This is a genomic window from Actinocorallia longicatena (assembly GCF_039534125.1).
GTDB classification, from domain to species: domain Bacteria; phylum Actinomycetota; class Actinomycetes; order Streptosporangiales; family Streptosporangiaceae; genus Actinocorallia; species Actinocorallia longicatena.
Genome location: NZ_BAAAUV010000013.1, coordinates 65,294 through 80,530, shown reverse-complemented (window position 1 = coordinate 80,530; position 15,237 = coordinate 65,294). Strand labels below are relative to the sequence as shown.

Below are 15,237 nucleotides of genomic sequence, written 5' to 3'. Positions count from 1 at the left end.
ATCAGTTCCCTTCGGGGGGCTCGACGGGCTCGGTCGCGGACACGGCCGGGCCTTTGTCGTTGTCGGGGCAGTTGCGGCCGTGGGACTCGCCGCGGATGGTCATGGCGCAGGTCTGGGTGTCGGCCAGCGCGGCGTCGGTGAGCTCGGTCTCGAGGACGCCGAGCCAGGACAGGCGCTGCTCGGCCATCCGGGCCTCGGCGATCTGCAGGTGCAGCTCGGCCAGACGGGTGCGGTCGGCGGGGCCCTGCATCTCGACCATCTCGGCGAGGAGCTTCTCGGCGGCCTCGATGTGCTCGCGGATGGTGGTGGCCATCAGAACGGGGCCTCCTCGGAGTAGACGATCTCGAGGGGCGGCGCGGGCGGCTGGGCCAGCCCGGCGGCGATGGCGGTCGCGCAGGGGTAGCCGACCTCGCCGCCGGCCAGCTCCGTGCAGTGCGCGCACACGTCGTACTCGTCGTCCGGTGCCTCGGCACCGGGCACGCCGACCCACACCCGTTGCGGGCAGTGGAGGTCGCTGAGGGCGGCCAGCGCGGGCCGGTCGTCCGGACCGTCGTGGACGGCCTGCGCCACGGCGATCGGGTCGGCGGCGATGGGGACGGGGTTCCGCGTCAGCGAGATCCGGACGGCCCGGGCGTTGACGGCGCGGGCCAGCTCGAGCGTCCCGTCGGCGACGGCCGCCTTCGAGAGGGCCGGGCGCACCCGGTAGGTCGGGTGGACCAGGATCCCGCGGGCGGTTTCGAGGATCTGGCGGACCGGGCGGGAGAGGTCGGCGGGGATGAGGGGCTCGTCGAGTGCGCGGATCGCGGCCCTGACCTCCTCGAGCGGCGACGCGGCGATGGCGGCGCGGGCGATCACTTCTGCCCCCGTCCGGGCCGGTGCTGCGCGGCCTGCGGGAGGGCGGGCGGTCGACCGGAGCGGGACAGGACGCGCGGGCTGAACCAGCCGACGACCTCGCCGTAGCCGGGGACCTGGCGGCGGACGCGGACGGCGGGGATGGACTGGCCGCGGACCGGCCGGGTCAGCAGGGCGTGGGCGCCGTTGTCGGTCCAGCCGATCGGCTCGGCGTGGTCGACCACGACCTGACCGGTCCAGCCGGTCTCGTGCCGGACGTCCAGGCCGACCGGCCACTGGAGCGCGAGGAGGCCGAGGGCCTGCTTGGATTCGTTGATCACTGGGTGGAGCTCTCTTCGGTGTCGGTGTTGGTGGTGGCCGCGGCCAGGAGCGCGGCGGCCTGGTCGAGGGTGGCGACCAGGCGGAGGACCTGGTCGTGGGTGAGGTTCCGGCCGCGCCCGGGCGCCTTGCCGGGCACCGCGAGGGCGGCCCGGGCGGCGGTCAGGAGGCCGCCAAGCTCATCCGCGGCCGGGGCGGCCAGGACGACGGCGTCGAACGCGACGAGCTGGGCGCGGGCCAGCGGGCCGCGGGAGGCGATCACGTCGGCCGGGCGGACGCCTCCGTCGGGGGAAGCGAGGAACGGATCGCCGACGTCGCCGGCCACGAGGTGCGCGACGCCCTCGTGCAGGAAGACGTCGCCGGGCTCGGGCTTCTGCGCGTGGAACTCGGCGATCCGGATGGCGCGCTCGGCCAGGTCGTCGTCGCCGATGGCGCTGGTGTCGTGCAGCTGGCGCGCGGCCACCGCGGCGGCCGGGCCGGTCTTGCCGAGCAGGACCTCGCTGAGCGGGACGGAGTCCTCGCCGAGGATGTCGCCGAGGTGCTCGGGGCAGTACCGGTTGGGGCCGCAGTCGGCGCAGTCCTCGCGGACGACGGCCGGGGCGGTGTCGACCGGGGGGAGGTCCGCCGTGATCCCGGCCTCGGCCTCCTCGTGCGCGGCCAGCTGCTCGTCGGGCACGGTCTCGAACGGGTCGGTCTCCGTGCGGAGCCCGTCGACCTGCTTCTTCAGCGCGGCGAGCTCGCGGGCGTCGGTGAGGACGGCCTGGACCTCGTCGTAGTCGGAGATACCGGCGCGGTCGGGCTCCTGGGCCTTGTTCCAGCCCGGGGGCATCTCCATCGCCCAGAGCGCGACCTCGGAACCCGCGGTGAGGATGGACGCGGCCCAGTCGACGACGCGGGCCCGGTCGATGCCGGCGTACTCGAAGCCCTCGGCACCGACCGGCTTGATCTCGTACCAGTACACGACGTCCGCGACGGGCATGAACGGGATCGGCTGGTCGGCCGCGTAGAGCTCGGCCTCCTCGATGGCCCGCTCGAACTCGGCGGCGCGCTCCTCGACCTCTGCCCGGGAGATGAGCACGCCGGCGTAGGAGAGGCGGAGGGTCTTCGCCTCGATCAGGGACCAGACGCGGGCGAGGTCGACGCCGAGGATCTCGGCGGCCTGGTCGGGCGTCACGAGGCCGTCGAGGTCGATCGCCTCGGCGGCGCGCTTGGCGGCCTGCTTGGCCAGGTCGGGCTCGGCGTAGCGGATGTAGGACTTGAGCGTCTCGTTGTAGAGGCGGCCGACGTCGCGGCGGAGGGCGTCGGGGTCCTCGCGGTAGGCGTCGGCCGAGGAGACCAGGGTGTCGATCGCGGACAGCCGGGCGTCGATGAGCTTGCGGCGCGCGGCCGCGGTGAGGCCTTCGGGGATGTCGAGGGAGTGGCGGATCCCGTCGACGAGGTCGCCGAGGTCGGGGCCGGTCTCGTCGTCGAGCTGCAGCTCGAGGTCTTCGGTCGTCATGAGGTGCTCCGCGTGGTGAGGTCGGTGCTCGAGGGCGCGGGCTTGGCGGGGGCGACGGCGATGTGCCACAGCAGCCACGCCAGGACGGCGCCGAAGGTGAGGCGTCCGACGTGGTGGTCGGTGCGCTTGGGGTCGATGCCGAGGAGGCGCCGGGTGTGGGCGGTGAGGGTGTCCTTGGTCCCGGCGGTGCGGGACCGGTAGAGCGCGCCGCCCTCGATGCCGAGGGTGAGGGCGACCCAGACGATCCACAGCCAGGTGAAGCGGGCCTTGGGCTTCATCCCTGCCTCCGCTCGGCCTCGTTGGCGGCCAGGGCGGCGGACGTCGCCAGGTCGCGGAGGTCCCGGGGGTTGTAGGCGGCCATCGCCCAGTCGGCGCCGAAGTCGGGCTTGATGGACAGGCCCGGGCTGAGGCGGCCGATCCCGGTGCCCTCGGTGCCGGGCTTCACGGTGGCGGCGAGCTTGGCGACGTCGTAGACCGGGTCGAGGGGCCGCGGCAGGACGATCACCCCGGCGGCCGCGGGGAGGCCGTTAGGGGTGAGCTCGCCGGTGGCCGCGATGACCTCGGCCGCCGAACGGATGACGAGGTCGTGCAGGCCGAGGAGCTGCTTGCCGTCGTCGGTCGCGACGACGAGCCAGGTGCCGCCGTCGGGGTGGTGGAGCTGGGTGCCGACACCGTAGGCGGGCAGCTCGGTGGGCCACTCGGCCTTGGTCGCGTCGGCGGGGTGTTCGGTGGTCATGCGGGGATGTGCCTCTCTGGGAGGGGTCAGGCGGACTTGCGGGCGGGGGCGTCGCCCCAGGTGAGGTGGCCGATGAGGCGCAGGCCCTGCTCGGTCGTGGGGAGCGGTGCCTCCGCGACCAGGCGTGCGATGTACGCCGCGTCCGCGACGCGCTTGGCCTCGGCCCGCTGGGCGGGGGAGAGCTTCTTGGCCAGCGGCAGCTGGCAGTTGCGGCATCGGGTGTTGCTCGCCTCGTTCTGCGCGCCGCAGCTGCCGCACGGCTTCAGGGGCTTCTTCGGCGGGGTCGGCTGCTTCATGCCGACCTCTGGAAGTCGGTGAAGGCGTCGAGGCCGAGTAGATCGGCGAGAACGCTTCGGAGCCCGGGCTGAGGCACGGCCAGACCACGGTCGATTCGGCTCATCTGCGCCTCAGACACGGGCTCGCCGCGCTCGGCGCACTGCTGCGCGACCTGCAGGAGCGTCAAGCCCAGCCTGATCCGCGCTACATGGATCTTGCTTGCGGCTGGTTGAGTCATAGGGGGAATGTATGCGCAAGAAGACGAAAGTTCAAGAGGCAAGAAGAGGTAAGGGTGTGCTCACCTGGATGACATGTCGCAAGCTCACGCCGGACTGCTTGCGTTCTCTTGCGTTATCCTTCGTAGGAAGATGACCGGGAGAGGACCCCAGATGTCAGAGCCGCACGAGCGACTCGATCAGGCGATGGAGGCCAGGCGGCTAGACCTGCGCCTCTCGTGGGCCCAGCTCGCCCGCGATGCCGACATCTCCCCGCAAGCTCTCAGGGCGATCCGGCGGGGTGAGTACCGGCCAAGCAAGCTCACGGCGCGCGACCTTGACGATGCCCTGAAGTGGCAGCGCGGGAGCGTTGAGACCGTACTGGCCGGCGGCGAGCCCGAACAGCTCCGCCTGGCGGGAGAGTTGCCCGCACTGACGGAGCAAATCATCGGCGCGGTTCTGGACGAGGAGGCACTCGCCGGCAAGGACCGGGAATTCAAGGCGCGGTTCGAGCGGATCGCCGCCGACCGTAGGGAGCGCCGGGCGCTCGAGGCCGCGATGCGGGCGATCGAGGAGCAGCGCGACGCGGGCTGAGTTCCGGCGTCGATTGTTATCGCAAGGCAATATTGGTGGGTGTAAATACACCCACCAGTTGACACGCGTGGATGTTCTGTCTACCCGGAACTCCGGGTATCCCGACCTGCGCGGCAACCCATTGCCGTGATTTTTTTGCAGATCAAGAGGGCCATTTGTTGCCCGGCTTCCTGCGGTTTCGGTCATGCAATGCGGGCGCTGTCGGGCGTCCAGAGATGGACAGGTTTGAAAATCTTTGGACACTGCAACGGGTTTCTACCGTCCGGTAGAAGCCTCTGATCTGCGGCAATGTGATGAAGGTGAATAAACTTCCGTTCCGCTGGAAGGATCACCTATCCCGTGACCGGTTTCGGAAACACCGTTCCAGGCGCATACTCACATCTCCGATAACCGCATATGCACCACCTCGCACACGCACGGATCGTCTTCCCTTGCCCTGGGATCTGAAAGCACCTAGCGAGGACACCCCACCGCTTTCGTGAATTCGTAAGGGGACGACGAGTGACCGCTGCTCACGACAACCCGACCACCACGACCACTGGATCCCCCCGCATCGCCCGCATCCCCGAGGCCGCCCCTCTCCTACGGTTCCAGCGCGACGTCGCCCTCGCCGTCGGCCTCATCTTCGCCCTCATCTCCGCCGGCCTCATCGGCCTGAACGTCGGTCAGGTGGGCGTCGGGGCCGATCATGCCTACCTGGCTGGCCTGACCAGCGCCCTCGCGGCCGTCATCGTCTGGATCGGGGCCGTCGCGATCAGCTCCGCTCGCAACGCCGCCAAGCCCGTCGACGGCGCCCTCCGCGCCCTCACCCAGGCGACCACGGACCTTCGCCGCCTCAGGGAGGAGACCGCGGCGCACCGCCAGGAGACTCGCGAACTGCGGCGCGAGACGGCGATGCTTCGGGCTGAGATCGCTGACGCCCGCAAGGAGATCGTCGAGGAGATGGCAGAGCTGCGGCGTGAGACCACGGCGCTCCGTGCGGACATCGCGGACGCCCGCAAGGAGATCGTCGAGGTCGGCAACGGGCTCGGGGACCTGGACCAGAGGTTCGTCAGAGCCGAGCAGTCGATGAAGCGTCAGATCGGCTACGTCGACTCGAAGGAGGAGCAGATCCTCGAGGGGATCGACGGCATCGCGACCGTGATGGCAGCAGAGGAGAAGCCCGCCCCGCCGAGAGTTCGCCGTCTCGACCGGGGTCACCGAGGAGAGGGCAGCTGAGGGGCTGCTCCCATCCTCTGGCCGCCGCCCCCGATGCCCGGGGGGCGGCGGCCTCACCCGATCCCGGGGCCGATGAGCCACCGCAGGGAGACCCGCTCCTGGGTCGGCACGTGCCGGCGTCCCTTGCCGACGGCCTTCACCCGGATCTCGACCAGGTCCGCGAGGGCCTGGCGGGCGGCGCCCAGGTCCGACCAGTCGATCCGGCCGTCGCGCAGCAGCAGCCCGGACGACGCGGCGGCCGCCTCTCGCTCGAGCTCGTCGGCCTTCGCGGTCAACGCCTTCACGCTCCGGAGCACGGTGACGGCGTCCTCGCCCTCCTCGCCGAGCTTCCGCCACTTCTCGATCTCGCCGCGGAGCTTGGCCACCTCGGCCCGGGCCGTCACCGCGGCGAGGTCGTCGGACCGCAAGGAGGCGAGATGCTCCTGGACGTCGGCGCGGGCCAGGTACCCGTCGACGACCTTGCGCACGAAGTCGTCGAGCTCGTCGGCGCCGATGCCGACGCACCGGTTCGGGGCGCAGGCGTACATCCGCCGGCCTTCGCCGCCGAGGCCCTTCCGCTGGCGCTTGCGGTCCTGCTTCGCCGCGACCGTCGACTCGCAGTCGTCGCACTTCGCGAGATAGGAGCAGAGGTGGACGCCGCGGCCGGGCTTGGTGCTCGACCGGCCGGGGGCGCCGAGGATGGCCTGGGCCTTCCAGAACGTCTCGGCCCACCGCTCGCGGGTGTCGCTGCCGGGCGTGCTGCCGACGATGGGCGGCCAGGCGTCCGGGGTCTCGGTCCGCTCGCCGTGCTCGGGCTCGTGGACCCGGGTCCCGATATAGGCCAGGTTCGTCGCGAGCCCCCGGACGACCGACCGCGCCCACGTGGTGCTCTTCCCGGACGGCGTCGGGATGCCGCGGGCGGTCAGGTCCCTGGTGATGGCCGAGATGCCGTCGCCCTTCGCGACCCGCTCGACGACCTCGATGACGATCCCCGCGGGCGACCACCAGAAGCCGTCGCCCTCGCGCAGCTCGTCGTCGGGGACCTGCTCGACATACCGGCCGCGCGCGTCGTAGATCCGGCGGTAGCCGTAGGTCCCGGGGCCGTGGGGCTTTCCCTGCGCGGCGGCGAGGTGGGTGCCCAGGCGGACGTTCTCGGCCAGCTCGAGGCTGAAGATCTCGGAGTTGACGGCGTCCATGCCGAGGGTGCGGAGATCCTCAGGGCTGTTGAGGTCGTAGAGCCTGGACTTGATGACCCACCCGACGCCCTTCGCGCGGCACAGGTCGCGGAGCTTCACGTAGGTGTCGAGGGTGCGCTGGCTGCGGTTGAGCTTCCAAAACCAGATGAGATCGACCGCGCCGGCCTCGATGTCGCGGACGAGCCGCTCGAAGTCCTCGCGGGGCTTGGTCGCGAAGAGGCTCGCCGACAGGTCGTTGTCGGAGTAGACGGTGACGTTCGTGATCCCGACGCCCTCGGCCCAGCTGCGGCCGACGCCGCCCTGCGCGGTGATCGACGTCTCGGTCTTGGCGTCGTCGTCGGACGCTCGAAGGTAGATGGCGAGGCGGGCCAGGGTCAGGTTGTCGCGGGTCCAGCGCTGCTGCGGGGGCATGCGGCCAGCATAAACAGAGAAGGGTTGCTATGTACTGGCAACTTCCGTGACCGTCCAGCCGGCCTCCATCGCGACCACGGCCGCGATCCCGCTCACCAGGGCGCCCCGCCACAGCCACCGCTGGAGCGCTCCCGGCTCGGCCTCGGGCCGGTGCCCGCGCCGCAGGACCGAGCGGTTCAGCCAGAACCAGACCAGGGAGAGCAGCAGCAGGAACAGGCCGCAGACGATCATCGTCTCGAAGGCCGTGCGGACGACCTCGTGCGGCGGCCGGTCGGCCTCCGGCCAGGCGTCGAGGCCCTGGAGGACGGAGTCCCTGTCGAACTTGAGCATGAGGCTGAGGCCGTCGGGGATGGAGAAGGGGCCGGCCTTGAACGGGACGCCCGCCTGCGTGCGGTCGATCCCCTCCATCGCCGCGAACTTCAGCGGCTGCCGCTCGGCCACGAACCGCGACGCCCAGTCGCCGATCAGGAGCTGCACCGGGGTCAGGACGGCCGCCATCGTGAACGGGATCGCGAACCCGAGCCGGTGATACCGCTCACGCGAGCCCTTCAGCAGCGGCACCGCGTAGACCGAGGCGACCAGGAATCCGCAGACCATCAGCGAGGCGACGATCAGGTGCGCGGCCTGCGGCGGGGTCGCCGGATTGAACATGGCCCGCAGCGGCTGGACGTCCTCCACATGCCCGTCGACCAGCTTGAACCCCTGCGGCTGGTTCATCCAGGAGTTCACGCAGACCACGAAGAACGCCGACAGCAGCCCCGAGACGACCACCGGGATCCCGGTCAGCAGATGGACGCGCGGCGGCAGCCGGTCCCAGCCGTACAGGTAGATCCCCATGAAGATCGCCTCGATGAAGAACGCGATACCCTCCATCGCGAAGGCCGCGCCGAAGACCTCGCCGTAGGTCTCCATGAATCCCGGCCAGAGCGTCCCCATCTCGAAGGACAGCACGGTCCCGGACACCGCTCCGACCGCGAACAGCACGCCCGCCGCCTTCATCCAGGTCCGCGCCAGCTCCCGGTACGCCGGATCGCCGGTCCGCCTCCCGCGCCACTCCGCGAGGACCGTCAGCGCGGGCAGCCCGATCCCGATGCTGGCCAGGACGATGTGGAATCCCAGCGTGAACGCCATCTGCTGACGCGCGGCGACGAAGTCCGCCGTCGTGGGCGCCTCGGCGAGGAGCCGTTGCGCCGTAAGGCCCAGAACCGTCATACGACAGACGGTAGTACTACAAGTTGTAGTACTACCAGGTGTCCTCGATCACAGGGTAGGATTCGCTTTGTGAAGGGTTTGGGAGAGCTTGAACGCGCTGTGATGGAACTGCTGTGGGCCCGGGAGGCGCCGGCCACGGCCCGCGACGTCAGCCGCGCGCTCGCCGACCGCGACCTCGCCCACACGACGGTCATGACCGTCCTGGACCGCCTCGCCAAGAAGGACTTCCTCGTGCGCGAGCGCGACGGGCGGGCGTGGGCCTACCGTCCCGCGGCCTCCCGGGAGTCCTATGTCGCCGAGCTGATGCTCGGCGCCCTCGCCATGTCGGGGGACCGCGACGCGGCCCTCGCGGCCTTCGCGCGCTCCGTGACCGACGACGAGGCCGCAGCCCTGCGCAGGGTCCTCGAGGGCCTGACATGACCGCCGGGGCCGTCCGCGCCGCCTCGACGGGACCCGCCTCATGACCTGGGTCGCGCTGGCGCTGATCGCCGTCGCGACGATCCCCGCCGCCGACCTGCTCTCGCGGGCCCGCTGGACCTGGCGCACCCCCCGGATCGCGATCATCCTCTGGCAGGCGCTCGGCCTGGCCTGGGGCCTCGCGACCATCGGCGCGCTTCTCGGGTTCGCCCTCCAGCCCTACGGCGACGGCGTGATCGGCGGCCTGGTCGCGCTGCCCGGCGGGGCCTCGCTCAGCCTGCCCCGCCAGGCCGCGCTCCTGGCCGGGATGGCCCTCGCGGGATCGCTGATCGGGATGCTGCTGCTGGCGGGCGTCCGGGTCGTGCGCGCGCGGGCCCGCCACCGCGCCCTGCTCACGCTGATCGCCCACCGCGGCGGCAAGGGCACCCTCGTGGTCGACCATCCGGCCGCGGCGGCCTACTGCCTGCCGGGCGTCCGCTCCCGCGTCGTGATCTCCGCGGGGACCCTCGAACTGCTCGACTCGGCCGAGCTCGACGCGGTCCTCGCGCACGAGTTCGCGCACGCGCGCGAGCGTCACGACCTGGTGCTGCTGCCCTTCACCTCGCTCCCGCGCACCGGCCTGGTCGCCCGGATGCTCGACTCCGTCGCCCTCCTCATCGAGATGACGGCCGACGACCGCGCCCTGCAGAACCGGCCCGCCAAGGAGCTGGCCACGGCCCTGCTGAGGTTCGCCACGGCGCCCTCCGCGGGTGCCCCCGCCTGCGCCCTGTCGGCGCTTCCCGAGGGCGGCCCGGTCATGGCCAGGGTCCAGCGCCTGCTCCACCCGGTAGCCCAGCCCCTGACCATCAAGGCGATGGCCCTGACCAGTGCCGTCATCCTGACCGCAGCCCCACTCCTGCTGTGGACTCTGTAGAATGCCGTCATTCTGATCGATCCCGGTGTGGATCCGTCATGTCGTCCGAGAACAGTGCAGGGGAGTCCGTGCGTCGCAAACTCTCGTACGGGCTCGCCGTCCTGCTCCTGGCCGGCTGCTCGGCCTCGACGGCCGCCGTCGAGACGCCCAAGAAGGTCGAGCCCGCGCAGGCCGTCGTGCGCGCTCCCGTGGTGATGATGCTCGGCGACAGCTACACCGCCGGGATCAAGGGCGTGGAGCCCGAGGCCACCTACGCGGGCGATCTCGCCAGGAAGCTCGGCTGGCAGGTGATCATCGGCGGTTACCGGGGGACGGGCTTCCTGTCCCGCGGCATGATCGGCAAGAACTTCGCCCGGCTGTTCACCGACCAGCTCTCCTGGCGGCCCGCGCCCGACATGGTGATGATCGTCGGGGGGCACAACGACGCCACCCGGCGGAACCCGATGAACGGGCTGAACGAGGCGGTCTACCAGCTCCTGAACACGGTCAAGGGCCGCTGGCCCACCACCAAGATCGTGCTCGTGGGGCCGATGTGGGGCGGCGACGCCCCGCAGAACGCCTTCCTGGTCCGCGACGTCATGAAGTCCGTCGCCGACCAGATGCAGGTGCCGTTCGTGGACCCGCTCGCCGAGCAGTGGATCTCGGGCGACGTCAGCCGGGGCACCGGCAACGCCGACCTCTACATCCGCAGGGACGAGACGCACCCGAACGAGGCCGGCAACGCCTACTTCGCCGACAAGCTGGTCGCCGCGCTGAGCCGGCTCGGCCTCAACCAGCCCAACAAGTAGCCGCTACCAGGGCCCGTAGGGGCCCATGCGCCGGCCGTCGTTGCCGCCGTACTCCTTGATCGCCGGACGGACGTCGGCGAGGTAGATGACCGCCGCGATGAACGCCGCGATGGCGAACATGCCGAGCGAGTCCAGGTAGAGGGTGGCGGCGGCGAAGCCGAAGAGCGTCGCGAAGGACAGGATGATGGTCCACAGCTTCTTCGTCTGCTTGTTCGCGGCGGGGAAGGCCCCGGCCGGGCGGCGCAGGACGTCGACGAGGGAGAAGGCCTCCATCAGGAACCCGATGATCGCCAATGCCCAGAACACCAGGCTGAGCCCGAAGTGCACATCAGTCAGCAAGAGATCACCTTTTCGTCGAAGCCTGGGGCTCAGCCTACAAAACAATCGCCCTCATGCGGATGATCCGCATGAGGGCGATCGGCGCGGGAGGCGCTGATTCGGGTGGTCAGGAGCCGGCCTTCTTGACCGGGGCCGTCTTCTTGGCCGCGGGGGCGGCCTTCGGCTTGGGAGCGGGTCGCGGGGCCGGCTTGGGCGCCTGGACGGACTTGGTCTCGGCGGCCTCGGAGATGACCTCGTCGGCGGTCTTGTTGATGACCGTCTTGCCTCGCTCGGCCAGGTCGTCGATGACCTCGTTGACCTTGGTCGTCACGGTGGCGACGTAGGCCTGGATCGCGCCGGAGTCGGCCTTCTCCTGGTACTTCGCGACGTTCTCGCGGACCTCGGTCACCTTCAGGGTGACCGTCGCGCGGGCCTTCTCGACGTTCTCGTTCACGGTGCCGCGCACCTTGGTGACGTCCTCGGTCACCGTGCCGCGGTACTTGGAGTAGTTCTCCGTGACCGTGCCGCGCACCTTGGCGACCTGATCGGGAAGCTCGCGCAGCTTCTCGACCGCGAGGTCGACGGCGCCGGCGCCGGTGTAGACGGCCTTGTTGTCCCTGATCTTGGCGGCAAGGGTCATGATGCTTCCTCTCTGGGGTTGACCGCCTCGGGCGAGGCGGGTCCTTCTTCTTCGAGCGCGTTCTCTTTCCGGAAGGAGTCGTAGATGTCGAGCAACACCTGCTTCTGCCGTTCGGTCAGAGCGAGGTCGGCGCGCACCGCTTCCTGCACGTCGGTTTCCACATCGCGTTCGGTGAGGATCCCGGCCTGCACGTACAGCACCTCGGCGGAGATCCGCAGACCCTTGGCGATCTGCTGGAGGATCTCGGCGCTCGGCTTGCGCAGCCCGCGCTCGACCTGGCTGAGGTAGGGGTTGGAGACCCCCGCCTGCTCGGCGAGCTGCCGCAGGGAGATCTTCGCCCGCTGCCGCTGGTCGCGGATGTACTCCCCGATGGAGCCGACCTTCGAACTTGCCATGCCTCCACACTGCGCTCCCTTGCTTGCTATTGCAAGCGGAAATGGGCCCATTCGGCCGTGAAGCGCGTCACAAGTGCGTGCTGTAGCAAGCAGTGGTCATCCTTACGGACCGTGAAACGACATAGTGGAGGTGATCGGGAGCCACTACGCTTTGGCCACATGCTGGGTCGTTCACGGCTTCTCGCCGCCCCCCTCCTTCTGCTGGCCCTCTTCGGGGCTCCCGCGCAGGCCGCGCCCTCCACCTCCGACCGCGCGGCCAGGGTCGCCGCGGCCGGGGAGAAGGTGACCCTGGACCGGGTCGAGCTCACGGCCCGCCCCGACGGCGTCCTCCAGGCCACCGAGACGATCACCTACGACTTCGGCGCAGACGGGGGCACCGGCTTCGAGCGGGCCTTCGTGACCCGGATCCACGACACCGAGGAACGCGACCGCACCTTCAAGGTCGTCGACATCCGGGTGACGGAGCCGTACACGGTGACGGCGCGGACCGGCTCGGACCGGACGGTCGTGAAGGTGAAGGGGCCCAAGGCCTCGGGCCCGCAGACGATCGGGCTGACCTACCAGGTCCAAGGCGCGATCCTGCCGCTGCGGCAGGGCCAGGAACTGCGCTGGACGGCCGTCGGCGGCTGGAACGTGCCGGTCGTCGAGGCGGCCGTCACCGCCGAGGCCGGGGTGACGATCCGCAACGTCAACTGCTTCGCGGGCGCGGCGGAGAGCGTCATCGGGTGCGCGGAGTTCTCGACCGCGAACAAGCACCGCAGGGCCAGGTTCGGGCAGCAGAACATGCTGCCCGACGAGTACCTGACGGTCGTCGCGGGCCTGCCCGCCGGGACCACCACGGGCCTGCCGACCTACGCCGAACGCAAGACGCTCAAGGCGGCGTTCACGGTCAACGCCGCGACCGGCGGGGCGCTCGCCGCGCTGTTCGTGCTCCTGGTCGGCGGGGTCTTCGGCCTCTACCTGCTGCGCGGCCGGGACAAGCGGGCCGACGCCCGGCACCGCTCACCGGTCGGCGAGGACGGCTTCCAGCCGCCGAACGGGATCCGGCCCGGTCAGGTCGGCACGCTGATCGACGAGCAGGCCGACGTCATCGACGTCACCGCCTCGATCATCGACCTGGCCGTCCGCGGCTACCTCCTGGTCGAGGAGGACGAGGGGCGCGGCGACTGGACCCTCCGCAGGCTCAAGCGGCCGATCAGCGACCTGCTGCCCTACGAGCAGATCCTCTACGACGGCCTGTTCGTCGCGGGCGACACCACCAAGCTGTCGATGCTCGGCGGCACCTTCTCCACCAAGCTCTCGCAGGTCCGCCGCGCCCTGTACGAGGACGTCGTCAAGCAGGGCTGGTTCGCGCGCCGCCCGGACGCCGTCCGCACCCGCTGGACGCTCGCCGGCTACATCCTGACCCCGCTCTCGGTCGTCGGGACGGTCGTCCTGGCCGTCACGACCAACCTCGCGATCATCGGCCTCGCCCTGATCGCGTTCGGTCTCGCCCTGGTCTTCCTCGGCAAGCACATGCCCGCCAAGACCGGGAAGGGCTCGGCCGTCCTGGCCGACACCCTCGCCTTCCGCACCTACCTCCAGCAGGGCAAGGCCGACGACGTCCCGGACCGCCAGCGCATCGCCCTGTTCTCCCGCTTCCTGCCCTACGCGGTCGTCTTCGACCTGGTCGGCCCGTGGGCCAAGACCGTCGAGACCGCGGGCATCGAGGGCGGCGACAACCTTTACTGGTACGAGGGCCCGGCCGAATGGGACCTCTCCAAGTTCGCCGAGTCCATGCGCGTCTTCACCTACACCCTCTCCGGCGCCATCTCCCAGTCCCGCCCCTTCCGTCACTAGACGGCCAGGACGTAGGCCCCGGCCGCCAGGGAGGTGGCCAGGGCCAGGCCCGCGTGGAGCCGGACCACCCGGCGGCCGTCCACGCGGCCGAGGCGGCGGCGCAGCAGCAGGCCCGCGGCCAGCGCCCCGGCCGTGTAGCCGACGCCGGTGACGCCCGCCAGCAGCACCGGCAGGTTTCCGCCGTGCGGTACGGCCAGGGACAGCCCGACGATCAACAGAGAGACCCCGGTGCCCAGCAGCGCCGGGGTCTTCGTGTCCCCGAGCGCGAAGAACACCCGCTGCATGATCTGGAACGCCGCGAACGGCACCAGTGCGGGCGCGAACGCGGCGAGGACCGTCCCGATGAGGGCGGCGCCTTCGTAGAAGGGCCCGAACACCAGCCCGCACAGCGCCGGGGCGAACAGCAGCAGCACTCCCGACGCCGGAACCAGCACGAGCCCGGTCAGCCGAAGGGCCCGCGACAGGTCGGCGACGATCGCGGGAAGATCGTCCGCCGCGGCGGCCCTGGTCATGCGGGGGAGCAGCCCGGTGATCGCGGTGACGGCCACCAGCGAGTACGGAAGCTGGAAGAGCAGCGCGGCGGTGCCGAACGGGGTGAAGGCGCCCTCCGGCAGGAGCCGTGCGGTGACGACCGTCGTGACCTGCACGGCGGCGACGGCGAGCAGTGTCCAGCCCGCCCTCCGCACGATCGCCCGGACGCCGGCGCCGCGCGGATCCAGGCGCGGGCGGAGCCGGAACCCTGCGGCGCGGGCTGCGACGGCGAGGACCGCGAGCTGGGCGGCCACCCCAGCGGTCGTGCCGAGCGCGAGCAGGAGGAGGTCCTCGGACGCCCGGTAGAGCAGGGCGGTCCCGATGACGACGAGGTTGTTCGCGACCGGCGCCCACATGGGCACCCCGAACCGGCCGTGGGCGTTCAGGACCGCCGCCAGCACCGCGGCGACGCCGTAGAGCAGGATCTGGGGGAGCAGGAACCGGGCGAGGTCCGCGGTGAGTGCCTGGCCGGGCCCGTGCTGGCCGAGCAGGGAAGCCAGCGGACCCGCGCACAGGACGGCCACGACCGTCAGCGGCGCGAGCAGCCACACGACCAGCGACAGCAGCCGCTCGGCGAACTCCTCCGAAGGGGTCCGCACCAGCAGCGGGACCACCGCGCTCGCCAGTGCTCCGCCCAGGACGAGCTCGTAGACCGAGTTCGGCAGGCCGTTCGCCTTGGTGTAGGCGTCGGCGACCGGGGTCATGCCGAGCGCCCACAGGATCGTGAGGGTGCGGGCGAAACCGGTGAGGCGTGCGATCGCGGTGCCGAGGGCCATCGGGGCGCCGCGCCGGATCGCGCGCGAGGCGCCTGTGATGCTCACGGAAACTCAGTATGCCGGGTCCGATTGTTGGCGGAGCGTCTCATTGGTCGCTTGTGCAGTCGATAGCCTC

20 protein-coding genes are annotated in these 15,237 nt (G+C 70.9%); 6 read left to right on the top strand and 14 right to left on the bottom strand.

The features are described 5' to 3' along the window. Position 1 precedes the first annotated feature (1 nt). The 8 genes from ABD785_RS24515 to ABD785_RS24480 are packed head-to-tail and all read right to left on the bottom strand — an operon-like array spanning position 2 to position 3,918. A complete protein-coding gene (locus ABD785_RS24515; protein ID WP_344832445.1) occupies positions 2-313 on the bottom strand; it encodes a hypothetical protein in 312 nt (103 codons plus the stop codon). After that, positions 313-855, bottom strand: a complete 543-nt coding sequence (locus ABD785_RS24510) for a hypothetical protein (RefSeq protein ID WP_344832443.1) — start codon at positions 853-855, stop codon at positions 313-315. Before ABD785_RS24510 ends, ABD785_RS24515 begins: the two co-directional genes overlap by 1 nt. Then, positions 852-1,172: a hypothetical protein gene (locus ABD785_RS24505; protein WP_344832441.1), complete on the bottom strand. Its 321-nt coding sequence runs from the start codon at positions 1,170-1,172 to the stop codon at positions 852-854. Before ABD785_RS24505 ends, ABD785_RS24510 begins: the two co-directional genes overlap by 4 nt. Continuing rightward, positions 1,169-2,668 carry a helix-turn-helix domain-containing protein gene (locus ABD785_RS24500; RefSeq protein WP_344832440.1) on the bottom strand — a complete coding sequence of 500 codons (1,500 nt, stop codon included), beginning with the start codon at positions 2,666-2,668 and terminating at the stop codon, positions 1,169-1,171. Before ABD785_RS24500 ends, ABD785_RS24505 begins: the two co-directional genes overlap by 4 nt. Next, positions 2,665-2,946 (bottom strand): hypothetical protein, encoded by a 282-nt coding sequence (locus ABD785_RS24495; RefSeq protein ID WP_344832438.1) that lies wholly within the window; start codon positions 2,944-2,946, stop codon positions 2,665-2,667. Before ABD785_RS24495 ends, ABD785_RS24500 begins: the two co-directional genes overlap by 4 nt. Next, positions 2,943-3,404, bottom strand: a complete 462-nt coding sequence (locus ABD785_RS24490) for a hypothetical protein (protein ID WP_344832436.1) — start codon at positions 3,402-3,404, stop codon at positions 2,943-2,945. Before ABD785_RS24490 ends, ABD785_RS24495 begins: the two co-directional genes overlap by 4 nt. A 26-nt stretch (positions 3,405-3,430) precedes the next feature. Next, the gene (locus tag ABD785_RS24485; RefSeq protein WP_344832434.1) at positions 3,431-3,700 is read right to left on the bottom strand and encodes a hypothetical protein; all 270 of its coding nucleotides are present in this window, start codon (positions 3,698-3,700) and stop codon (positions 3,431-3,433) included. Beyond that, positions 3,697-3,918, bottom strand: a complete 222-nt coding sequence (locus ABD785_RS24480) for a hypothetical protein (RefSeq protein WP_344832431.1) — start codon at positions 3,916-3,918, stop codon at positions 3,697-3,699. Before ABD785_RS24480 ends, ABD785_RS24485 begins: the two co-directional genes overlap by 4 nt. Before the next feature lie 151 nt (positions 3,919-4,069). Between ABD785_RS24480 and ABD785_RS24475 the strand changes: the two genes are divergently transcribed. After that, entirely contained in the window at positions 4,070-4,489 is a 420-nt protein-coding gene (locus ABD785_RS24475) for a helix-turn-helix domain-containing protein (protein ID WP_344832429.1), read from the top strand. Between the two features lie 501 nt (positions 4,490-4,990). Then, entirely contained in the window at positions 4,991-5,707 is a 717-nt protein-coding gene (locus ABD785_RS24470) for a LapA family protein (protein WP_344832426.1), read from the top strand. A 53-nt stretch (positions 5,708-5,760) separates the two neighbouring features. Here ABD785_RS24470 and ABD785_RS24465 read toward each other — a convergent pair whose 3' ends face one another. Continuing rightward, a complete protein-coding gene (locus ABD785_RS24465; protein ID WP_344832423.1) occupies positions 5,761-7,293 on the bottom strand; it encodes a recombinase family protein in 1,533 nt (510 codons plus the stop codon). A 27-nt stretch (positions 7,294-7,320) separates the two neighbouring features. Then, on the bottom strand, positions 7,321-8,505 hold the full coding sequence (locus ABD785_RS24460) for a cytochrome ubiquinol oxidase subunit I (RefSeq protein WP_344832421.1): 1,185 nt from the start codon (positions 8,503-8,505) through the stop codon (positions 7,321-7,323). A 69-nt stretch (positions 8,506-8,574) separates the two neighbouring features. Here ABD785_RS24460 and ABD785_RS24455 point away from each other — a divergent pair, with 69 nt between their 5' ends. From ABD785_RS24455 to ABD785_RS24445, 3 genes are all read left to right on the top strand, one after another. Next, positions 8,575-8,925 (top strand): BlaI/MecI/CopY family transcriptional regulator, encoded by a 351-nt coding sequence (locus ABD785_RS24455; RefSeq protein ID WP_344832418.1) that lies wholly within the window; start codon positions 8,575-8,577, stop codon positions 8,923-8,925. A gap of 40 nt (positions 8,926-8,965) precedes the next feature. After that, positions 8,966-9,835, top strand: coding sequence for a M56 family metallopeptidase (locus ABD785_RS24450; protein WP_344832415.1), 870 nt, complete (start codon positions 8,966-8,968; stop codon positions 9,833-9,835). A gap of 68 nt (positions 9,836-9,903) precedes the next feature. Next, entirely contained in the window at positions 9,904-10,623 is a 720-nt protein-coding gene (locus tag ABD785_RS24445; protein WP_344832412.1) for an SGNH/GDSL hydrolase family protein, read from the top strand. Between the two features lie 3 nt (positions 10,624-10,626). Here ABD785_RS24445 and ABD785_RS24440 read toward each other — a convergent pair whose 3' ends face one another. The 3 genes from ABD785_RS24440 to ABD785_RS24430 all read right to left on the bottom strand — a co-directional run bounded on the left by ABD785_RS24440 (position 10,627) and on the right by ABD785_RS24430 (position 11,976). Continuing rightward, positions 10,627-10,962, bottom strand: a complete 336-nt coding sequence (locus ABD785_RS24440) for a DUF2516 family protein (protein ID WP_344832409.1) — start codon at positions 10,960-10,962, stop codon at positions 10,627-10,629. A 106-nt stretch (positions 10,963-11,068) separates the two neighbouring features. Continuing rightward, complete coding sequence (locus tag ABD785_RS24435) at positions 11,069-11,581, bottom strand: hypothetical protein (RefSeq protein WP_344832406.1); 513 nt, start codon at positions 11,579-11,581, stop codon at positions 11,069-11,071. After that, positions 11,578-11,976 (bottom strand): helix-turn-helix domain-containing protein, encoded by a 399-nt coding sequence (locus tag ABD785_RS24430; protein WP_344832403.1) that lies wholly within the window; start codon positions 11,974-11,976, stop codon positions 11,578-11,580. The genes ABD785_RS24435 and ABD785_RS24430 overlap by 4 nt, the downstream gene beginning before the upstream one ends. A 159-nt stretch (positions 11,977-12,135) precedes the next feature. On the opposite strand from ABD785_RS24430, the gene ABD785_RS24425 reads away from it, so the two are divergent. After that, complete coding sequence (locus ABD785_RS24425) at positions 12,136-13,815, top strand: DUF2207 domain-containing protein (protein WP_344832401.1); 1,680 nt, start codon at positions 12,136-12,138, stop codon at positions 13,813-13,815. Here ABD785_RS24425 and murJ read toward each other — a convergent pair. Continuing rightward, positions 13,812-15,167 carry a murein biosynthesis integral membrane protein MurJ gene (murJ, locus tag ABD785_RS24420; RefSeq protein WP_344832399.1) on the bottom strand — a complete coding sequence of 452 codons (1,356 nt, stop codon included), beginning with the start codon at positions 15,165-15,167 and terminating at the stop codon, positions 13,812-13,814. The two genes, ABD785_RS24425 and murJ, sit on opposite strands and share 4 nt — an antisense overlap. Between the last annotated feature and the right edge of the window lie 70 nt (positions 15,168-15,237).

Excerpts from the sequence above, each read along its gene's own strand:
- ABD785_RS24515 (WP_344832445.1), bottom strand. The coding sequence starts at position 313 with ATGGCCACCACCATCCGCGAGCACATCGAGGCCGCCGAGAAGCTCCTC.
- ABD785_RS24500 (WP_344832440.1), bottom strand. The coding sequence starts at position 2,668 with ATGACGACCGAAGACCTCGAGCTGCAGCTCGACGACGAGACCGGCCCC.
- ABD785_RS24495 (WP_344832438.1), bottom strand. The coding sequence starts at position 2,946 with ATGAAGCCCAAGGCCCGCTTCACCTGGCTGTGGATCGTCTGGGTCGCC.
- ABD785_RS24490 (WP_344832436.1), bottom strand. The coding sequence starts at position 3,404 with ATGACCACCGAACACCCCGCCGACGCGACCAAGGCCGAGTGGCCCACC.
- ABD785_RS24485 (WP_344832434.1), bottom strand. The coding sequence starts at position 3,700 with ATGAAGCAGCCGACCCCGCCGAAGAAGCCCCTGAAGCCGTGCGGCAGC.
- ABD785_RS24480 (WP_344832431.1), bottom strand. The coding sequence starts at position 3,918 with ATGACTCAACCAGCCGCAAGCAAGATCCATGTAGCGCGGATCAGGCTG.
- ABD785_RS24475 (WP_344832429.1), top strand. The coding sequence starts at position 4,070 with ATGTCAGAGCCGCACGAGCGACTCGATCAGGCGATGGAGGCCAGGCGG.
- ABD785_RS24465 (WP_344832423.1), bottom strand. The coding sequence starts at position 7,293 with ATGCCCCCGCAGCAGCGCTGGACCCGCGACAACCTGACCCTGGCCCGC.
- ABD785_RS24460 (WP_344832421.1), bottom strand. The coding sequence starts at position 8,505 with ATGACGGTTCTGGGCCTTACGGCGCAACGGCTCCTCGCCGAGGCGCCC.
- ABD785_RS24450 (WP_344832415.1), top strand. The coding sequence starts at position 8,966 with ATGACCTGGGTCGCGCTGGCGCTGATCGCCGTCGCGACGATCCCCGCC.
- ABD785_RS24435 (WP_344832406.1), bottom strand. The coding sequence starts at position 11,581 with ATGACCCTTGCCGCCAAGATCAGGGACAACAAGGCCGTCTACACCGGC.
- ABD785_RS24430 (WP_344832403.1), bottom strand. The coding sequence starts at position 11,976 with ATGGCAAGTTCGAAGGTCGGCTCCATCGGGGAGTACATCCGCGACCAG.
- ABD785_RS24425 (WP_344832401.1), top strand. The coding sequence starts at position 12,136 with ATGCTGGGTCGTTCACGGCTTCTCGCCGCCCCCCTCCTTCTGCTGGCC.